The 18,348-nt window shown below is 69.4% G+C and carries 16 protein-coding genes and 1 tRNA gene; 14 read left to right on the top strand and 3 right to left on the bottom strand.

Annotation, left to right across the window (positions count from 1 at the left end):
- Nucleotides 1-20: 20 nt before the first annotated feature.
- Complete coding sequence (locus GV015_RS00085) at nucleotides 21-884, top strand: polyphosphate kinase 2 family protein (protein ID WP_159875725.1); 864 nt, start codon at nucleotides 21-23, stop codon at nucleotides 882-884.
- Nucleotides 885-900: 16 nt separating this feature from the next.
- On the opposite strand, the gene GV015_RS00080 is transcribed toward GV015_RS00085, so the two are convergent.
- Nucleotides 901-2,139, bottom strand: a complete 1,239-nt coding sequence (locus tag GV015_RS00080; RefSeq protein ID WP_236555255.1) for an isochorismate synthase MenF — start codon at nucleotides 2,137-2,139, stop codon at nucleotides 901-903.
- An 88-nt stretch (nucleotides 2,140-2,227) separates the two neighbouring features.
- Nucleotides 2,228-3,070, bottom strand: a complete 843-nt coding sequence (locus GV015_RS00075; RefSeq protein WP_159875723.1) for a helix-turn-helix domain-containing protein — start codon at nucleotides 3,068-3,070, stop codon at nucleotides 2,228-2,230.
- 101 nt (nucleotides 3,071-3,171) lie between these two features.
- Here GV015_RS00075 and GV015_RS00070 point away from each other — a divergent pair, with 101 nt between their 5' ends.
- From GV015_RS00070 to GV015_RS00035, 8 genes are all read left to right on the top strand, one after another.
- Nucleotides 3,172-3,852: an SDR family NAD(P)-dependent oxidoreductase gene (locus GV015_RS00070; protein ID WP_159875721.1), complete on the top strand. Its 681-nt coding sequence runs from the start codon at nucleotides 3,172-3,174 to the stop codon at nucleotides 3,850-3,852.
- A gap of 63 nt (nucleotides 3,853-3,915) precedes the next feature.
- Nucleotides 3,916-4,620 (top strand): demethylmenaquinone methyltransferase, encoded by a 705-nt coding sequence (locus GV015_RS00065; RefSeq protein WP_079706660.1) that lies wholly within the window; start codon nucleotides 3,916-3,918, stop codon nucleotides 4,618-4,620.
- Nucleotides 4,621-4,770: 150 nt separating this feature from the next.
- Entirely contained in the window at nucleotides 4,771-6,330 is a 1,560-nt protein-coding gene (locus GV015_RS00060) for an APC family permease (RefSeq protein WP_159875719.1), read from the top strand.
- A gap of 194 nt (nucleotides 6,331-6,524) precedes the next feature.
- Entirely contained in the window at nucleotides 6,525-6,962 is a 438-nt protein-coding gene (locus GV015_RS00055) for a hypothetical protein (protein WP_079706662.1), read from the top strand.
- A gap of 102 nt (nucleotides 6,963-7,064) precedes the next feature.
- Nucleotides 7,065-8,126, top strand: coding sequence for a polyprenyl synthetase family protein (locus GV015_RS00050; RefSeq protein ID WP_079706663.1), 1,062 nt, complete (start codon nucleotides 7,065-7,067; stop codon nucleotides 8,124-8,126).
- Nucleotides 8,127-8,239: 113 nt separating this feature from the next.
- Nucleotides 8,240-9,625 carry an FAD-dependent oxidoreductase gene (locus GV015_RS00045; RefSeq protein WP_079707009.1) on the top strand — a complete coding sequence of 462 codons (1,386 nt, stop codon included), beginning with the start codon at nucleotides 8,240-8,242 and terminating at the stop codon, nucleotides 9,623-9,625.
- 96 nt (nucleotides 9,626-9,721) lie between these two features.
- Nucleotides 9,722-10,819 (top strand): hypothetical protein, encoded by a 1,098-nt coding sequence (locus tag GV015_RS00040; protein WP_159875717.1) that lies wholly within the window; start codon nucleotides 9,722-9,724, stop codon nucleotides 10,817-10,819.
- Between the two features lie 72 nt (nucleotides 10,820-10,891).
- The gene (locus tag GV015_RS00035) at nucleotides 10,892-11,929 is read left to right on the top strand and encodes an alpha/beta hydrolase (protein WP_159875715.1); all 1,038 of its coding nucleotides are present in this window, start codon (nucleotides 10,892-10,894) and stop codon (nucleotides 11,927-11,929) included.
- Nucleotides 11,930-12,225: 296 nt separating this feature from the next.
- Here GV015_RS00035 and GV015_RS00030 read toward each other — a convergent pair whose 3' ends face one another.
- Entirely contained in the window at nucleotides 12,226-12,714 is a 489-nt protein-coding gene (locus GV015_RS00030; RefSeq protein WP_056014685.1) for a YajQ family cyclic di-GMP-binding protein, read from the bottom strand.
- Between the two features lie 53 nt (nucleotides 12,715-12,767).
- On the opposite strand from GV015_RS00030, the gene GV015_RS00025 reads away from it, so the two are divergent.
- From GV015_RS00025 to GV015_RS00005, 5 genes are all read left to right on the top strand, one after another.
- Nucleotides 12,768-13,532 carry a lytic transglycosylase domain-containing protein gene (locus GV015_RS00025; protein WP_124767385.1) on the top strand — a complete coding sequence of 255 codons (765 nt, stop codon included), beginning with the start codon at nucleotides 12,768-12,770 and terminating at the stop codon, nucleotides 13,530-13,532.
- A 105-nt stretch (nucleotides 13,533-13,637) separates the two neighbouring features.
- Nucleotides 13,638-13,719: transfer RNA gene (locus tag GV015_RS00020), tRNA-Tyr, on the top strand.
- Between the two features lie 307 nt (nucleotides 13,720-14,026).
- On the top strand, nucleotides 14,027-15,298 hold the full coding sequence (locus tag GV015_RS00015; RefSeq protein WP_159875713.1) for an HNH endonuclease signature motif containing protein: 1,272 nt from the start codon (nucleotides 14,027-14,029) through the stop codon (nucleotides 15,296-15,298).
- A gap of 603 nt (nucleotides 15,299-15,901) precedes the next feature.
- A complete protein-coding gene (locus GV015_RS00010; RefSeq protein WP_159875711.1) occupies nucleotides 15,902-16,729 on the top strand; it encodes an inositol monophosphatase family protein in 828 nt (275 codons plus the stop codon).
- 259 nt (nucleotides 16,730-16,988) lie between these two features.
- The gene (locus GV015_RS00005; RefSeq protein ID WP_159875709.1) at nucleotides 16,989-18,191 is read left to right on the top strand and encodes a M23 family metallopeptidase; all 1,203 of its coding nucleotides are present in this window, start codon (nucleotides 16,989-16,991) and stop codon (nucleotides 18,189-18,191) included.
- Nucleotides 18,192-18,348: the final 157 nt, after the last annotated feature.

Below are 18,348 nucleotides of genomic sequence, written 5' to 3'. Positions count from 1 at the left end.
CCTGCAGCCAGAATGGGCGGATGACGGCATCGAAGCACGCATCGACCTGGACGGCACCACCCCGAGACACGCTGCGCGTGGGGGAGGGGTTCAGCCTCGCCGACGTCGATCCCTCATCGACGCCGGGCTTCGATGGCGACAAGCAGCAGGGCCGGGTCGAGCTCGACGCGGGGGTGCCCGCGCTGTCCGAGCTGCAGGAGCGACTCTTCGCGGCGAGCACGCAGGGAGCCCCAGAAGCGGTGCTCCTCGTCCTGCAGGCGATGGACACGGCGGGCAAGGGTGGCATCGTCAAGCACGTCGTCGGCTCGGTCGACCCGCAGGGCGTGCACCACCACGCCTTCAAGAAGCCCACGGAGGAGGAGCGCTCCCACGACTTCCTCTGGCGGGTTGAGCCGCACCTGCCGAAGCCCGGTCAGATCGGCGTCTTCGACCGTTCGCACTACGAGGACGTCCTCATCGGTCGGGTGCGTCAGCTCGCCGCGCCGGACGAGATCGAGCGTCGGTACGGGGCGATCAACGACTTCGAGGCGGGCATCGTCGCGAGCGGGACCCGCATCGTCAAGGTGATGCTGCAGATCAGTGCCGACGAGCAGAAGGAGCGGCTCGCCGACCGGCTCGCGCGTCCGGACAAGCACTGGAAGTACAACCCGGGCGATGTGGACGAACGCGAGCTGTGGCCGGCCTATCAGGACGCCTACCAGGTGGCGTTCGAGCGGACGAGCACCGAGGCCGCCCCCTGGTTCGTCGTGCCGGCGGACCGCAAGTGGTACGCGCGCATCGCGGTCCAGCGGCTGCTGCTCGACGCCCTCGAGGACATCGATCCGCAGTGGCCGGCGGCCGACTACGACATCGCCGTCGAGCAGGCACGACTCGCGGCGAGCTGAGCCGAGGTTCTTCGGCTCAGCCGAAGGCTTCCACGATCGGACGGAACTTCATCTTCGTCTCGACGAGCTCCGTCGCAGCGTCCGAGTCGGCGACGATGCCACAGCCGGCGTAGGCAGTGATGTCACCGTCCGGCGCGATCTGCGCACACCGGAGGGCCACCGCCCACTCGCCGTCACCCGAGGCGTCCACCCACCCGACCGGACCGGCGTAGCGACCGCGGTCGAACGGTTCCAGCTCGCGGATGAGGGCGACGGCGTCGCGCGTTGGGGTTCCGGCGACGGCGGCGGTCGGGTGCAGGCCGTCCATGAGGTCGAGCGAGGACGAGCCGTCCGAGAGTCGTCCGTCGATGTCGGTCGCGAGGTGCCAGAGGTTCGGCAGCTTGAGGGTGAACGGGGCCTCGCTGCGGCGCAACTGGGGGCTGTGTGCCTGCAGGGCGGTCAGCACCGACTGCACGGCGAACTGGTGCTCACCCTGGTCCTTCGCGCTCGTCATGAGTGCGACGGCCTGGTCGTGGTCGCTCTCGGCGTCGGGACCACGCGAGATCGTGCCGGCGAGGACGCGTGCCGAGACGGCACCCCGATCCACTCGGACGAGCGTCTCCGGGCTCGAGCCGATGAAGCCGTCGACCGCGTAGGTCCAGCAGTCGGGGTAGCCGAGGGCGAGGTCGTGGAGCACCCGGCGGCGGTCCGCTTCCGCGGGGAGGTGCCCGGCCAGGTCGCGCGCGAGCACGACCTTGCTCAGGCCGCCGGCCTGGATGCGGGCGATGGCGCGCTCGGCCGAGTCGAGGTAGCCGTCGCGGCTCTGCACACCGGGGGTCAGCTGGATGCGGTACTCGGGCCCGTAGGCCGTGGTCACGGGATCGACGTCCTCGGCGCCGTCGCCGAGGGAGACCCGCGTGATGAAGCTCGCGTCGGGGTACCGACCGATGATCGTGCGCGGCACGATGAGGACGCTCGTCGCGGAGGACTCGTCGTCGAAGGCGAACGTGCCGAACGCGACCAGGCCGGACCCGGGCCGCCGGACCTCGTCCGTCACCACCGCTGCGGCGGAGACGTCCCGCCAGGCCGCCGCGGCACGCGTGAACCGGTCGGGACCCGAGAACTCCAGGCGGAGCGCCTCACCAAGTCCGACCAGCCCGTATCCCTTCCGCACCCAGAGGAGCGGCGAGGTCTGGTCGGCGAACGGGAGGAGCTGGCGCGGGTCGTCGATGGCGACGGTCTGGGCGACCAGTGACGAGGTCAGGGGAATGGTCACCGTTCAACCCTACGCCCGCGCAGGAGGGGTCCCTCCCCGCCGCAGCCCGACCGGTGGAGGGGCAGTCACGGCCTCGTCGGCGGGGCGTTCACCGGCCGGGCGTCCCGATCGTCTGCAACCCGGTGACCCCGAGCAGTGCGAGTTTCGCCGCGTCCTCGGTGCCCGGTGCCGCCGTGTACACGACGATGCGCAGGTCGCCGCCCGGCGTGGACAGGACGTCGCAGTCGACGGTGATCGGTCCGACCGGTGTCCGTGTGACCGTCTTCCGGCTCGCCCGGTGCTCCGCGACCCTGGCCTCCGCCCAGCGCCGCTCGAACTCGGGTGACACCGATCGCAGCCGGGCCACGAGTCGTGCGAGCTCGTCGTCCCGCGGGTAGCGCCCGACCGCGGCCCGGAGGTCTGCGGCGAGGTCGCTCGCGAACTCCTCCTCATGCTGCTCGTCGAAGTCCGTGCCGTCGTGCCCCGCGGTGAAGTGCCGCCACACCAGGTTGCGATCGTCGCCGACGAGGGCGGAGGGATCGCCGTTCACCGCGGCCCACAGCGGGTTCCAGAGCAGGATGTCGTGGGCGGCGGAGAAGACCGCCAGCGGCACGTCGCCGAGCCGGTCGACGATGCGCTGCACGCCCGGACCGATGTGCCGCGGGACGACCCCGGGCGGTGGTGGAGCGGCTCCGGCGGCGCGGTAGAGGTGGTCGCGCTCCTGATCCGTCAGTCGCAGTGCGACCGCGAGGGCCCGCAGCAGCTGCGGTGAGGGATTCCGGGCGCGACCCTGCTCGAGCCTGACGATGTAGTCCACGCTGATGCCGGCGAGGGCCGAGAGCTCCTCGCGGCGCAGGCCGGCCGTCCGTCTTCCTGGGCCGGCGGGGAGACCGACCTCGGCAGGGGAGACCCGTTCGCGCCAGGCCCGGAGCACGCCGGCGAATTCGTCCATCCGGCCATTGTGCCCCCGGTGGCGGTCCGCATCCTGGTACTGCCGGTCCCCCTGTCGACCGGGGCCTGGCGGACCGACCATGCCGGGCGGAGCATGGACCCATGACCACCACACTCATCACCGGGGCCAACAAGAGCCTCGGACTCGAAACCGCACGCCGACTGATCGACGCCGGCCACACCGTCTACGCCGGCATGCGCGACCTGGGTCGCGGCGATGCCGTCGCCGCGCTCGGCGCCCACCCCGTCCAGCTCGACGTCACCGACCAGGCGAGCGTCGACGCGGCCCTCGCGGCGCTTCCGGAGCTCGACGTGCTCGTCAACAACGCCGGTGTGCTCGGCACGTCCTTCGGCGTGGACGACCTCACCCCGGAGTCGATGCAGGACGTCCTCGACACGAACGTCCTCGGTGTCGTCCGCGTCACCCAGGCCGCGTTGCCCCTCCTGCGCCGTTCGTCCCGACCCGTCATCGTGAACGTCGCCTCGGGAGTGGGATGGCCCCGCTTCCTCACCTCCGAGGAGGCCGACGAGTTCGCGGTACCGACCATCCCGTACGCCGCGTCGAAGGCGGCCGTCATCACACTCACCGTGCAGTACGCGAAGAACCTACCCGGGTTCCGGGTGAACGTGAGCGACCCGGGCTACACCGCGACCGACTTCAACGGACACGGTGGCCATCAGACGGTGACCGAGGGGACGGACGCGACCGTCGCGCTCGCCCTGCTCGGTCCGGACGGTCCCACCGGCGAGTTCCACAACCGGCACGGACGCATCGACTACTGAGCGCGAGCCTGGGAGCCGTGCTCGGACGGCCGGCTCCCAGCGGCGCGGACGTAGGATGGACGGGTGAACCGCGCCGACCTCTCCAAGCAGCCCGAGCAGGTCTCGGCCATGTTCGACGACGTCTCGACGAAGTACGACCGCATGAACGCGGTCCTCTCCGTCGGGAACGACGCCCTGTGGCGCATCGCGACCACTCGTGCGGTCGGTCCGGCCGCCGGTGAGCGCATCCTCGACCTCGCGGCCGGCACGGGCACGTCCTCCGCGGCGCTGGCACGCAACGGTGCACAGGTCGTGGCCGCCGACTTCTCGCCCGGCATGATCGCCGTGGGTCGCGACAAGTACGCCGACCGCTCCGACATCCAGTTCGTCGAGGCCGACGCGACCGACCTCCCCTTCGCCGACGAGGAGTTCGACGCGACGACGATCTCCTTCGGCCTCCGCAACGTCGTCCGCCCGAAGGACGCCCTCGCCGAGATGCTCCGGGTCACGAAGCCCGGCGGCAGGATCGTCATCTGCGAGTTCTCCACGCCGACGTTCGCCCCGATGCGCGCCGCCTACAACCTCTACCTCGAGCGCGTGATGCCGCTCGTCGCCGGCGTCGCATCGTCGAACGCCGAGGCGTACACCTACCTCAACGACTCGATCCGCGCCTGGCCGAGCCAGCCGGAGCTGGCCGCCTGGCTGCGTGAAGCGGGCTACGAGCACGTCGCCTACCGCAACCTCACCGGCGGGATCGTCGCCCTGCACCGCGGACTCAAGCCGGCCTGAGTCTCGACACCGTCGGGGTTCGTCTCGGCATTCTCGAGGGGTGGAACCTGTTGATCCCGTCACTTCCCGCGAGTCGGCGCGACTGATTCCGTAGCCCGGTCCCGAACGGGAGCATTGACACACGGGTGCGCCCGGCCCTACCGTTCCGTCATGACAGCACAGGACACGGCCCGCGGGTCGCAGCCGGCATCACCCACCGGCGGCAAGGGTCTCGCCACCGGCACCCTCGGCCTCTTCGGCTCCGTGATCATCGGCTTGGCGTCGACCGCGCCGGTGTACTCGCTCGTCGCGACGCTCGGGTTCGTCGTGCTCGCCGTCGGTGCCCAGGCGCCGATCGCCTTCATCGTCGCCTTCATCCCGATGCTGTTCATCGCGTTCGCCTACCGCGAGCTGAACCGCGACGTACCGGACTGCGGCACCACCTTCACCTGGGCGACGAAGGCCTTCGGCCCGGTCACGGGCTGGATCGGCGGGTGGGGCGTCGCGCTCGCCGGCATCGTGGTGCTCGCGAACCTCGCACAGATCGCGGGGCAGTACCTGTGGTTGCTCATCGGTGACGGCTCCCTCGCCTCGAACGTCCCGCTCGTCACCGCGACCGGTGTCGTGTTCATCGCCCTCATGACGTGGGTGTCCTACCGCGGCATCGAGCTGGGGGAGCGGATCCAGAACATCCTCCTCGCCGTCCAGTACCTCGCCCTCGTGCTGTTCGCCGTGTTCGCCTTCATCGGAGCGTCGAACGGCACCGCGCCCGACGCGACGCCGATCTCGCTCGACTGGTTCAACCCGTTCGCGTTCACCGATTACCACGGCTTCATCGAGGCGGTGCTGCTCGCACTCTTCATCTACTGGGGTTGGGACACCTGCCTCGCCCTGAACGAGGAGACGAAGGACCCGCAGAAGATCCCGGGCCGCGCGGCGGTCATCTCCACGGTCATCCTGCTGGTCACCTACGTCACCGTCACGGTCGCCGCCATGGTCTACGCCGGACTCGGGACCACGGGCACCGGCCTCGCCAACGAGGACAACGCGAACGACATCTTCCTGGCGCTGAAGGACCTCGTGCTCGGACCGTGGGCGTGGATCCTGGTCGTCGCCGTGCTCATCTCGGCGGTGTCGTCGACGCAGACGACGATCCTCCCGACGGCGCGCGGCACGCTCGCGATGGCTGCCTACAAGGCGCTGCCGAAACGGTTCGCGACCGTCCACCCGACCTTCAAGACGCCGTCCTTCTCGACGCTCGTCATGGGCATCGTGGCGATCGTCTACTACGTCGGCATGACGCTCGTGAGCGAGAACATCCTCGCGGACTCGATCCTCTCCCTCGGACTCGCGATCGCCTTCTACTACGGCATCACCGGGTACGCGTGCGTCTGGTACTTCCGGAAGGTGCTCCTCCGCTCCGCGCAGGACTTCTTCTTCAAGGGCCTCTTCCCGCTCCTCGGGGCGCTCATGCTCACCTTCGCCTTCGTGCAGAGCTGCATCGACATGTTCGACGTCGACTACGGCTACACGGTCCTGTTCGGCGTCGGCGGGACGTTCGTCATCGGCGTCGGTTCGCTGGCCTTCGGTTTCGTGCTCATGCTGCTCTGGTACAGCCGGAAGTCCTCGCGGCCCTTCTTCCGCGGGGAGAGCCTCAACCGCGACACCGAGGTCCTCGTGCCAGACGAGCCGATCGAGTACGGCCGCTCCGTCGACGGCGGTCTCGCCTGACCTCCGGTCCCTGAGCCACCCCTTCCGGTCCCTGAGCCACCCCTTCCGGTCCCTGAGCCACCCCTTCCGGTCCCTGAGTCTCCCTCCGGTCCCTGAATCTCCCCTCCGGTCCCTGAGCCACCCCTTCCGGTCCCTGAGCCTGTCGAAGGGCACATCTCCCGGGGTCGTCCAGGCGGGCCGGGCATACTGGTGGGATGTTGGACACCCTGCCAGGCGGCCCGTGGATCTGGGGCGTCGCGATCGTCGGTCTCGTGCTCGTCGTCATCCTCCTGAACGCCAGGCGGGCGAAGTCCGCGTTCGCGAAGCCGTACGAGCGATACGACACCACCGAGATCCCGCCGGACACCCCGGGTACCCGCGAGTTCATCGTGCGAGACGACGCGACCGGTGCGCGGCTCCAGTTCGTGGCGTCCGGGCCGTCGGCCAGGATCGCCCTCGTCGTCGTGCCGCCGAAACACCTCGGGACCGGCGTCGAAGCGGGCCTCTTCCGCGCCGCGTTGCCGACCGCCCAGGGCGTCGACGCCTGGACCTGGCCGCCGCTCAACACCGACGGATACTCGATGCTGCTCGACCTCGCGCACGAGTTCCCGCATCTGGCGTTCTACGACGCCGAGGGCGTGCGACTCCGCTGAACCGAGTCATGTGGTCCGACCACAGCTGCCAATCGCCTGATCGCGCCCGTGGATTCCGGTCCTCCGGCACAGGTGACGGGCTGCCCCGGCTAGGCTAGAGCTGTGAATCCCAGCGCGACCCGCCGTGTCAGCAACCTGGCCAGCCAGGCCGGGCTTGCCGAACGCATGTTCGCGACCGGTGCAGACCGCAAGCTCGCCAAGACCATCGACGACGGCGTGGCCCGCCTCGAGATCGGTCTGGAGGAGCAGCTCGGGTTCACCGACGACCTCGTCGACGTCACCGCGCGCTATCTGCTCGAGGCCGGCGGCAAGCGGGTCCGCCCGCTGCTCACCATGCTCATCGCCCAGCTCGGCGACGGCATCACCGACAACGTCCTGCGGGCGGCCGAGGCGATCGAGATCACCCACCTCGGCTCGCTGTACCACGACGACGTCATGGACGACGCCGACAAGCGTCGCGGCGTCCCCAGCGCCCACCAGGTGTTCGGCAACAACACCGCCATCCTCACCGGCGACCTCCTGTTCGCGCGCGCCAGCCAGATCATGGCCGACCTCGGCGAGCGGGCGATCCGGATCCAGGCCGCCACGTTCGAGCGCCTCGTGCTGGGGCAGCTGCACGAGACCACCGGCCCTCGCGAGGGTCAGGACGAGGTCGAGCACTACATCCAGGTCCTCGCCGACAAGACCGGCTCGCTCATCGCCGCCGCGGCCCGGAGCGGCGTCATCTTCTCCAACGCCCCCGAGGTGTACGAGAGCGCGGTCGTCGAGTTCGGCGAGAAGGTCGGCATCGCCTTCCAGCTCATCGACGACGTCATCGACCTGTCGCCGCAACCCGAGGAGACCGGCAAGGTCCCCGGCACCGACCTGCGGGCCGGCGTCGTCACCCTCCCCATGCTCTACCTGCGCCGCGAGGCGGTCGCCGACCCCGAAGCCGCGGCCCTCGTCGCCCGTCTCGACGCCGAGGTCACGGAGACGGACCACGACCCCGTCCGGTTCGCCGCGCTCGTCGCCACCCTGCGCGACCACGCCGTGACCGCACGGACCTTCGCCGAGGCGCGGCAGTGGGCCGACGAGGCGATCGCGGCACTGGCACCGCTGCCCGACGGCTCGGTCAAGAAGGCGCTCGTGCACTTCGCGAAGGCGATCGTCGACCGAAGGAGTTGATGGCGGCGCCGCTCCACCGGGGCGGCACGGCATCCCAGACGCGCATGCATGACGGCCGGAGCGCTCCACCGGCCGCACCCGGAACCCCGCACGGGGACACGAAAGGAACCACCGTGACCAAGCTCAGGCTGGCCATCGTCGGCGCAGGACCCGCAGGCATCTACGCGGCGGACATCCTCCTGAAGGCGGAACGGAAGTTCGACGTCTCCATCGACCTCTTCGAGCAGCTGCCGGCCCCGTACGGCCTGGTCCGCTACGGCGTCGCGCCCGACCACCCGCGTATCAAGGGGATCATCAACGCGCTCCGCGACGTCCTCGACCGAGGCGACATCCGGATCTTCGGCAACGTCCGTTTCGGCGTCGACATCACGCTCGACGACCTCAAGCACCACTACAACGCCGTGATCTTCTCCACGGGTGCCGTCGAGGACGCCCCGCTCGACATCCCGGGGATCGACCTCGACGGGTCGTACGGCGCCGCCGAGTTCGTGAGCTGGTTCGACGGACACCCCGACGTCCCACGCACCTGGCCGCTCGAGGCGGAGTCGATCGCCGTGATCGGCAACGGCAACGTGGCGCTCGACGTCGCTCGGATGCTCGCGAAGCACCCGGAGGACCTGCTTCCGACCGAGATCCCTGCCAACGTCCACGAGGGGCTGCAGCAGTCGCCCGTGACCGATGTGCACGTCTTCGGGCGTCGTGGGCCCGCACAGGTGAAGTTCACGCCGCTGGAGCTCCGCGAACTCGGGGAACTCAACGACGTCGACATGATCCTGGCCGACGAGGACTTCGACTACGACGAGGCGTCGAAGGCGGCGGTGGCGAGCAACAAGCAGGTCATGGTCATCGACCGCGTCCTGCAGCAGTGGCGCAAACGCGAGACCGGTCAGGCCTCCCGCCGCCTGCACCTGCACTTCTACGCGAAGCCGCTCGAAGTCGTCGACGACGGTTCCGGCAAGGTCGCCGCCTTCCGGTACGAGCGGACGAGACCCGACGGACAGGGCGGCGTCGAGGGCACGGGTGAGATCCGCGAGGTCCCGATCCAGGCGCTCTATCGCGCGGTGGGGTACTTCGGAAGCCCGCTGCCCGGAGTGCCCTTCGACTCGCGGCACGGCGTCATCCCCAACCACGAGGGCAAGGTCCTCCACCCCGAGAGCAACGAGCGCGTCCCGGGCGTCTACGCGACCGGGTGGATCAAGCGTGGTCCGGTCGGCCTCATCGGCCACACGAAGTCGGACGCGATGGAGACCATCAGTCACGTCATCAACGATCAGGCGGACTGGTGGGCGCCCGCGGAACCCGAGGAGGAGGCCGTCGTCGCGCTGCTCGAGTCGCGTGGCGTCGCCTACACGGACCTCGAGGGCTGGCACCTCCTCGACCAGCACGAGATCGCGCTCGGTGAACCACAGGGTCGTGCCCGCATCAAGGTGGTGCCGCGCGAGGAGATGGTGGCGATCTCGCGGGCGCAGTCGTCTGATGACGGGACACCGTCCGCCTGAGCCGCGCCCGCGACGGTCGCAATCCGGCCGATCGCCGCGAGTCAAGCCGCTTCACGGAACCCGGTTTCGGCGCGAGTCGGTCACTATGCTGGACGGATGACCGACCCCAACGCGCCCCAGAACGTCCCGTCGGAGCAGCCGACGTCCGTACCGCCGTCCGAGCCGCCCGCATTCGTCGCCGACGGCCAGCAGCAGCAACAGCAGCAGCCGCGCTACGGCGAGATGCACCCGGACCCCGTGCAGCAGCAGTGGGACCAGACGAGCCAGCAGACCCCGGCTCCGCAGCAGGGTGGCCAGTGGGGTCAGTCGCAGACGGGTGAGCAGGCGGGCCAGTGGGGTCAGCCGCAGCAGGGCCAGTACGGCCAGCCGCAGCACCCGGGCCAGCCGCAGCACACCGGCCAGTACGGCCAGGACACCGGCCAGTACGGCCAGCCGCAGCAGACCGGTCAGTACGGAGCCCCCCAGGGTCAGTACGGTCAGCCGCAGCAGGGCCAGTACGGTCAGCCGCAGCAGTACGCGCAGGCTCCGAAGGCGCCGAACCCCCGTGCACGCGAGACGCGTCTCGCCCTCGTGTCGGTCGGGATCGCAGCGGGTATCGCCGCGGCCGTCGCCCTGGTGAGCCTCATCGGGTCGTTCTTCAGCATCTCGGAGTTCTACCCCATCGGCGACGTCCTGCTGAGCTTCGGCGCGAACCTCGTCAACATCGCCCTCTGGGGTGCGGGAGCAGCTCTCATCCTCATCATGGTCCGTCCGCTCACCCGGGTCCGCACCGCCCGAGACCTGATCCAGTCGGTGGGCATCGCCGCGGCCGTCGGCACCGGCGTCATGCTGCTCATCGTGCTCATCGTCACCATCGTGCGCGGCGTCGTCGAGCAGTACGGAACGCCGGCGTTCTTCGTCAACCAGGGCTTCCTCTCGCCGATCCTCTACGGGGTCACCCTCGCCGGCTTCCTCACGATCGGCGCCGTGCTCGTGACGCGGTTCGTCGCACCCGAGGGCCTCGCCGACGCTCCGCGCGAGCAGCACAGTGGTGAGCAGCACGGTCAGCAGTTCCAGCAGGGTCAGCACGAGCAGCAGGGCCAGCACCAGCAGGGTCAGCACGACCAGGGCTCCCACCAGCAGCACGGTCAGCCGCAGCAGCCCTACGGACAGCAGCCGCAGGCTCCGCAGCAGCACAACCCGTACCAGCAGTAGTCGGAGGTCGGGTGGTCGGCGCGCGAGCCCGACCATCCGACCACCGATCACCGAGCGCGGTAACGTGACGGTATGGCCGGATCTCGAGGGTGGACCGCCGACATCCTCGGCGAGGGCTTCCAGCAGCGCACGCTGACCCTCGAACCGGATGACGAGGGCGACGTCGTCGCGACCCTCGTCCGCTACCGGATGCCGCCCCTCGAACAGCTGGGCGAGTTCCTCCTGCCGGACGTCGCGGACGGTATCGACGTCCTCTACGTCCACGGCTGGTCCGACTACTTCTTCCAACGTCACCTCGCGCGATTCTGGGCCAGGCTCGGTGCGCGGTTCTACGCGCTCGACCTGCGCAAGTACGGCCGGAGTCTCCGTCCGCACCAGACGCCGGGATACGTCGACGACCTCCGCACCTACGACGAGGACATCGAGGCCGCGCTCGCGGTGATGGGGCACGGCTCCGAGGAGCATCCCGCGGGGCGGCGGACCCGGCGCCGACTCGTCCTCCTCGGCCACTCGACCGGCGGGCTCACCCTGAGTCTCTGGACGGCCAGGAACCAGGATCGCGTCGCCGGTCTCGTCCTGAACAGTCCGTGGCTCGAATTCCAGGCGAGACAGCTCGGGCGGCTCGCGATCGCCCCGCTCGTCCAAGCCGGATCGCGGATCGACCCACGTGCGCAGCTCCCTGTCGTCGACCTCGGGTTCTACACCCGCTCCGTGTCGAGCACGATGGACGGCGCCTGGGACTACGACTTCGCCTGGCGTCCGCTCCACGGCTTCCCGTTGCATCCGGGATGGTTGAACGCGATCCTGCGAGGGCATCGGCTCGTCGACGCGGGCCTGCAGCTGCGTGTGCCGGCACTCACGCTGCTGTCGGCGCGGAGTGTCCTGCTGCCGCGGTGGAACGACGCGATGATGCGCAGTGACACGGCGCTCGACGTCGACGCGGTCGCGGAACGCGCACTCGATCTCGGCGAGACCGTCACGATCGTGCGCCTCGACGGCGCCCTGCACGACGTCTTCCTGTCCGAGGAGCCCGTCCGACAGCGCGCGTTCGAGCAGATCGTCGCGTGGGGACGCGGCTACCTCACGAAGCCGCCGACCGTCGACCGCTAGCGTTCAGCGGGCGGCAGGTGCCGCCGCGAGCCCATCGGACGCCGCGGATCCGGTCGGCCGGCGGCGAGCCAGTCGGCGTAGCTGTGATTCGCGCCGATCGCGCACCAACACGGGACACCGACCTCCTGGCCGGCGCGCGAGGTCCGGAAGAGTTCGAGATGCGACCCGTCCGCGGGTCTCTGGTGATCCACTGCTCCACTCCAACCATCGAGCCCGCTCGTGCGGGTGCTCCGGTGAAGAGAGTGGTGCGGGGGCCGATCATGACGCGATCGAGGTGATCGACCGCGTCCGACCCGCTAGCGGTAGTTGACGAACTGGAGGTCGATGTCGAGGTCGGCACCCTTGAGCAGCGCCATGGTGGCCTGGAGATCGTCACGACTCTTCGACGAGACGCGGAGCTCGTCGCCCTGGATCTGCGACTTGACCGACTTCGGGCCCTCGTCGCGGATGAGCTTGTTGGCCTTCTTCGCGATCTCCTGGCTGATGCCCTCCTTGAGGGTCGCCTCGATCCGGTACTCCTTGCCGCTCGCGAACGGATCGCCGACCTCGAGGCTCTTGAGCGAGATGCCGCGCTTGATGAGCTTGGACTCGAAGACGTCGAGGATCGCCTTCACGCGCTCCTCCGTGTTGGCCTTCATGAGGATCTTCTCGCCGCTCCAGGCGATCGAGGCACCGACGTTCTTGAAGTCGTACCGCTGCTCGACCTCCTTGTGCGCCTGGTTGAGGGCGTTGTCCGCCTCCATCTTGTCGACCTTGCTCACGACGTCAAACGATGAATCTGCCATGTGGACCATGGTAGCGCCGGTGTCGCTCAGGCAGGTGTGGTTGGGTGGGTGCGATGCGCAGCCCGGTGAAGCAGGACCAGCGGACCATCGTCGGACGACGAGGGGCGCTCGCCGGAGCGACCCTGGCGATCGGTGTGCTCGTGTTGAGCGGTTGCGCTCCCGAGCCGGACCCCGTCCCATATGCGGTCCCCGTCGAGCTCCCGCCGAAGAGCGACGCCCCTGACGGCGGTGTCGCGAACGTCGACCTCGCCGACTCCCAGTGGATCACCGAGGTCGCCGAAGCGAGTGGCATCCCCGAGCGCGCCCTACGTTCCTATGCCGGTGCCGCCATCCGCAAGGCCGAGCTGACGCCGGAGTGCGGTATCGGCTGGACGACGATCGCGGCCGTCGGGTTCGCCGAGAGCGACCACGGTCGCCACGACGGATCGAAGCTCGGCGAGGACGGTGTCGTGACGCCGCCGATCTTCGGTGTGCCACTGAAGGGTGGCGAGACCGAGGAGATCACCGACACCGACCAGGGGGTCATCGACGGTGATCCGGTCCACGACCGTGCCGTCGGGCCGTTCCAGTTCATCCCGCAGTCGTGGGAGAACTGGGGGACCGACGCGAGCGGTGACGGCGTGCTCGACCCGCAGAACCTCGACGACGCGGCGATGGCGGCCGCGAACTACCTCTGCCGGGCGAGCGACTACGACATGCGGACGGAGGACGGCTGGCTGAGCGGGATCCGGGCGTACAACTCGTCACCCGAGTACCTTCGCCGGGTCGCCGCCGCGGCGAACGAGTACGCCGAGGCCGTGCCGTCCGACGAGCGCTGAGCGGCCCGGTGACGGATGCCGATGCTGATTTCGCGTCCGGCGGTCTGACGGCTATATTGGTCAAGCGCTTTCGGTTGGCTGTTCGAAAGTCGGTCGGGCGCGCTTGGCGAGTTACCCTAGCGGCCAAAGGGATCTGACTGTAAATCAGACGGCTCAGCCTTCGGGGGTTCGAATCCCTCACTCGCCACGGACAAATCGCCTCATCCTCAGGATGGGGCGATTTTTCGTCGTGCCGGCGAGAGTCGGGCGGGCGTCCCTCCCCGTCTCTGAGCTTGTTGAAGGGCGCGCGGAAGGCCTGGCGGATCCGGCATGCCTTTCCCGGTCCCTGATCAACCTTCTTCGGTCCCTGAGCTTGTCGAAGGGCCTGCGGAGAACCTCACGAATCCGGCTTGCCTTCTTCGGTCCCTGAGCTTGTCGAAGGGCACACGAGGAGACTTCCACAGCCGACACAACTCAGCATCTGGAATGTCAGTGGTCCATGGTGGACTTGGGTCATGACCGAGACCACCCTCACCGCGATCCGCGTAGGCGATGAATACGCCGCGCAGCTCGCGGAGTTCTCGGACGAGTACGCGGAGATCCAACGGCTGCGGGCGGCTCTCGATGCGCGAGAGGCCCGACTCCTTGCTCGATCTGCCGCCTACGCCGACGCGTTCGCCGACGCCACGGTCCCGGCGATCTTCCCGCCCGCGGAGCGGCAGGCGCTTTCCCGCCGCTCGACCTGTGCCGCCCTCGCGATGGCGACCCGCACGCCCGAGCAGACTGTGCAGCGGGCGACGAACGACGCGGAACGTCTCGTCAACGATGCGCCCGCTGTGCTGGCCTCGCTCGAGGCCGGCCGCATCTCGGCCCGGCGCGCGCAGACCATCATCGACCAACTCAGTGACGTGCCGACCGCGGGGCGGGCGGCGTTCCTGGAGGCTGTGTTGCCGGCCGCGGAGCAGCTGACCAACGCGAACCTCCGCAGGCGCGCCCGAGTGCTCCGCGAGCGCCTCCACCCCGAGTCCATCACGGCGCGCGCAACCCGCTCAGAAGCGGACCGCCGGGTCGAGTTCGAGCCCGCAGCGGACGGCATGGCCTGGGTGCACTTGTTCACCACGGCGCCGATCGCGCAGGGCATCATGGAGCGCGTCGAGGCCGCAGCAGCGGAGTCACGCGCAGCTGGCGACACTCGCACCTGCGCACAACTGCAAGCCGACGCCCTGGCGGCACTCGCCCTCACCGGCGCGACCCCGGAAGACGTGATGTCGAGCCCGGTGCTCCCGCATCCGATCGAGGTGCAGGAGCACATCAAGCCGACCGTCCAGATCACGGTCCCGGCGTTGAGCATGGCCGGTGTGAGCGATGCCCCGGCGACGCTCGACGGGTACGGCCCGATCGATCCTGAGATCGCGTCGCGCATCGCGGTGAACGCCCCGAGCTTCACCCGGATCCTCGTCCAGCCGGAGACGGGTGCGATGCTCTCCGTCGGACGCAACCAGTACCGGGTCCCGGCCGATCTGCAACGGGCAGTGCGCCTTCGGGACGGCACCTGTCGCGCACCCGGTTGCGGCAGGCGAGCCAGAGCATGTGATCTCGATCACTCGGTCGCGTGGGAAGACGGCGGGGCAACGGATGTCGGCAATCTCGCCTGTCTCTGCCGACATCACCACCGCATGAAACACCTCCCGGGATGGAACCTCGACCACGGGCCCGGCGGGGTCCTCGACTGGACCACACCCGACGGCAAACACCACCGGACCGAACCGGACCCCGCACCCTTCTGACCAGTTTCGGTCCCTGAGCCTGTCGAAGGGGGTGGGTCCTCGTGGGCACTTCGACAGGCTCAGTGACCGGGAGGGGTGTGCCCGGAACGAGGAGGCTTCCTCGTGGGCACTTCGACAGGCTCAGTGAGCGGGAGGGGTGTGCCCGTGAGGCGCCGGTCCCTGAGCCTGTCGAAGGGCACTCGGGTCGTGGCGCCTCGGTCTGCGGAGGAGGTGCGCCGGTCCCTGAGCTGCGCCGCACTGAGCCTGTCGACGTATCGGAGGGTTCCTCGTGGGCACTTCGACAAGCTCAGTGACCGGGAGGGGTATGCCCGGAACGAGGAGGCTTCCTCGTGGGCACTTCGACAGGCTCAGTGACCGGGAGAGGCCTGCCCGGGAGGCACCGGTCCCTGAGCTTGTCGAAGGGCACTCGGGTTGCGCTGCCTCGGTGAGCGGGGAGAGGTGTGCCCGGAACGCTTCGGTCCCTGAGCCTGTCGAAGGGTGCTCGGGTTGCGCCGCCTCGGCCCGCGGCGGACGTGTGCCCGGGTTCGATCCGGTCCCTGAGCTGCAGCGCACTGAGGCGGTCGACGTGTCGAAGGGCAGGAGGGGCCGCCATAGGGTGGTGGGGTGACCGGACACGAAGAACTCCTCCAGATCGCCACCGACATCGCCGCAGAGGCCGGCGAACTGATCCTGCGCCGACGCCGGGAGGGCGTCGAGATCGCGGCGAGCAAGTCGTCGGTCGAGGACGTCGTGACCCAAGCCGACCGCGAGTCCGAGCAGTTCATCCGCGACCGCCTCCTCGCGGCACGACCGGACGACGGATTCCTCGGCGAGGAGACCGGCAAGGAAGGCGGCGCGACGGGGACCTCCGGGCTGACCTGGGTCGTCGACCCCATCGACGGCACCGTCAACTACCTCTACGACATCCCCGCGTACGCCGTCAGCATCGGGGTCGTCGAAGGTGAACCGGACCCGGCCACCTGGACCGCCCTCGCCGGGGCTGTGGTGAACCCGGTCCTGGGTGAGCACTACGCCGCCTCCCGCGGCGGTGGAGCACGACTGAACGGCCGCGCCCTCGAGGTCAACCGAGGCGTGGCACCGAACGTGGCGCTGCTCGGCACGGGCTTCTCCTACACCGCCTCGCGTCGCATGGAGCAGGCAGCCGTGCTCGGCGCCCTCCTCGGGACCTTCCGCGACGTCCGGCGGATCGGCTCCGCCGCACTCGACCTCTGCAGCGTCGCCTCCGGCCGCCTCGACGCCTACTACGAGAGCGGCCTGAAGCCGTGGGACCAGGTCGCAGGCGCGCTCATCGCTGCCGAGGCGGGCGCGACGGTCGCCGGTTTCGACGGTGCTCCGGCCACCACGCAGCTCATCATGGCCGCCGATGCACCGCTGCTCGCGGTCCTCGAACGGCTCCTCGTCGAGCAGGGCTTCGCGACGCCGATCGGGTGACACTCCATGCGCGCCGCCGCCGCTCGCGGTAACGCTCCGGTGGCGACTCGTTCATAAGAGAACTCTCATATAGCCTCTGACCAGGGCTTTATCAGGCAAAACCGAGCACTGCCATGGCTTTTTCAGCCTCCCGTTGCTAGCATTTATGCATTCGTTACCTTCGCGTTCCCCCGCGCGGACGGACCTCGAGATCTTCCTGCTAGCCCATTGAAAGGCCCCCGCCCCCTTGTCACGCCATGCAAGCCCTGAGGACACCCCTGTGCTTCCCGACCCTCAGGACCCGCAGAACACGTCTGTCGAGAACAGCGCTGCACCCGTGCAGACGCCGCCGCTCAGCCGCCGTGAACTCCGCGAACGTGAGCGTCAGGCGGCGGCCGCCCTGGAGCACCAGGAGTCCGTGCTGCAGGAGCCGACGCATGAGGCCAGCGCCGACCAGGAGGAGACGGCCGCGGCCATCGACCCGGTCGACCAGATGATCGCCGAGGCGATCGACGCCGTGCACACCCCCGACGTCGCCGACATCGCGCCGGTCGAGGCAGAGCCGCTCATCGCCGAACCGGCCGTGGCTTCCGACACCACTCCGGCCACCGAGTCCATCACGGTGACGGTCGACGCCTCCACCGTCGACGCTCCCCGTGCACGCCGCGCAGCTGCACCGAAGCCGGCCTCGAAGCCCCGCGCATCGTCCCGTCCGTCCGCCGCACCGGCGTCGCCCCGCCCGACGACCATCGCGCGCAAGCGTCGCATCACCACCAAGATCTTCGCGGGTGCCGCGATGGGCTTCGTCGCCCTCATGGCCGTGGCCACCTCGGTGCCCGCCAACGCGCTGCTCACCGCTGAAGACGTCGCGACGTCGGTGGCCGAGGCCTCGCAGGCCGAGCTCGGCGACGGCAACGGGCTGAGCAACCAGGCGTCGCAGTCGCTCGACAGCGAGGGATCGGCTGAGCTGACCTTCACCCGCGACGACTACACCACGAGCACCGTCGAGGAAGCCGCCGCCGCAATGGGCATCCGCCCCGCGAACACCTTCACGAACAACCCGAACGGGACCATCCAGTGGCCGTTCGCAGTCGGTGTCACCATCGGTGACCGCTTCGGTGCCCGCGACTGCGCCGGCTGCTCGAGCGACCACCACGGCCAGGACTTCAACCCCGGCAACGGCGCACCCATCCAGGTCATCGCCGACGGCGTCGTCCGCCACGTCGAAGACGGCGAAGGCTCGCTCGGCGTCAACGTCATCGTCGACCACACCATCAACGGCCGCCTCGTCTCGAGCGTCTACGCGCACATGCAGCACGGCTCGGTCCGCGTCGTCGAGGGGCAGGCGATCAAGGTCGGCACCATCCTCGGCCTCACCGGCAGCACGGGCATGTCCACGGGCCCGCACCTCCACTTCGAGATCCGACTCGACGGCGTCACCTGGGTCGACCCGCTCGAGTGGCTCTACGCGAACGTCGACTGACGCCACGGAACCCAATGGATTGACTGCCTCGCCCGACTCCGGGCGGGGCAGTCGTGTTTTCACCCCGAGGGCGGGTGCCCTTCGACAGGCTCAGGGACCGGTGGTGGGGCACCAGGGACCGGTGGTGGGGCACCAGGGACCGTGAGGGGTTCTCCGG

This window comes from Plantibacter sp. T3 (assembly GCF_902506515.1).
In the GTDB taxonomy this organism is placed as follows: Bacteria; Actinomycetota; Actinomycetes; order Actinomycetales; family Microbacteriaceae; genus Plantibacter; species Plantibacter auratus.
The sequence above is the reverse complement of the archived record's forward strand: the minus strand, read 5'-3'. Positions and strand labels throughout refer to the sequence as shown.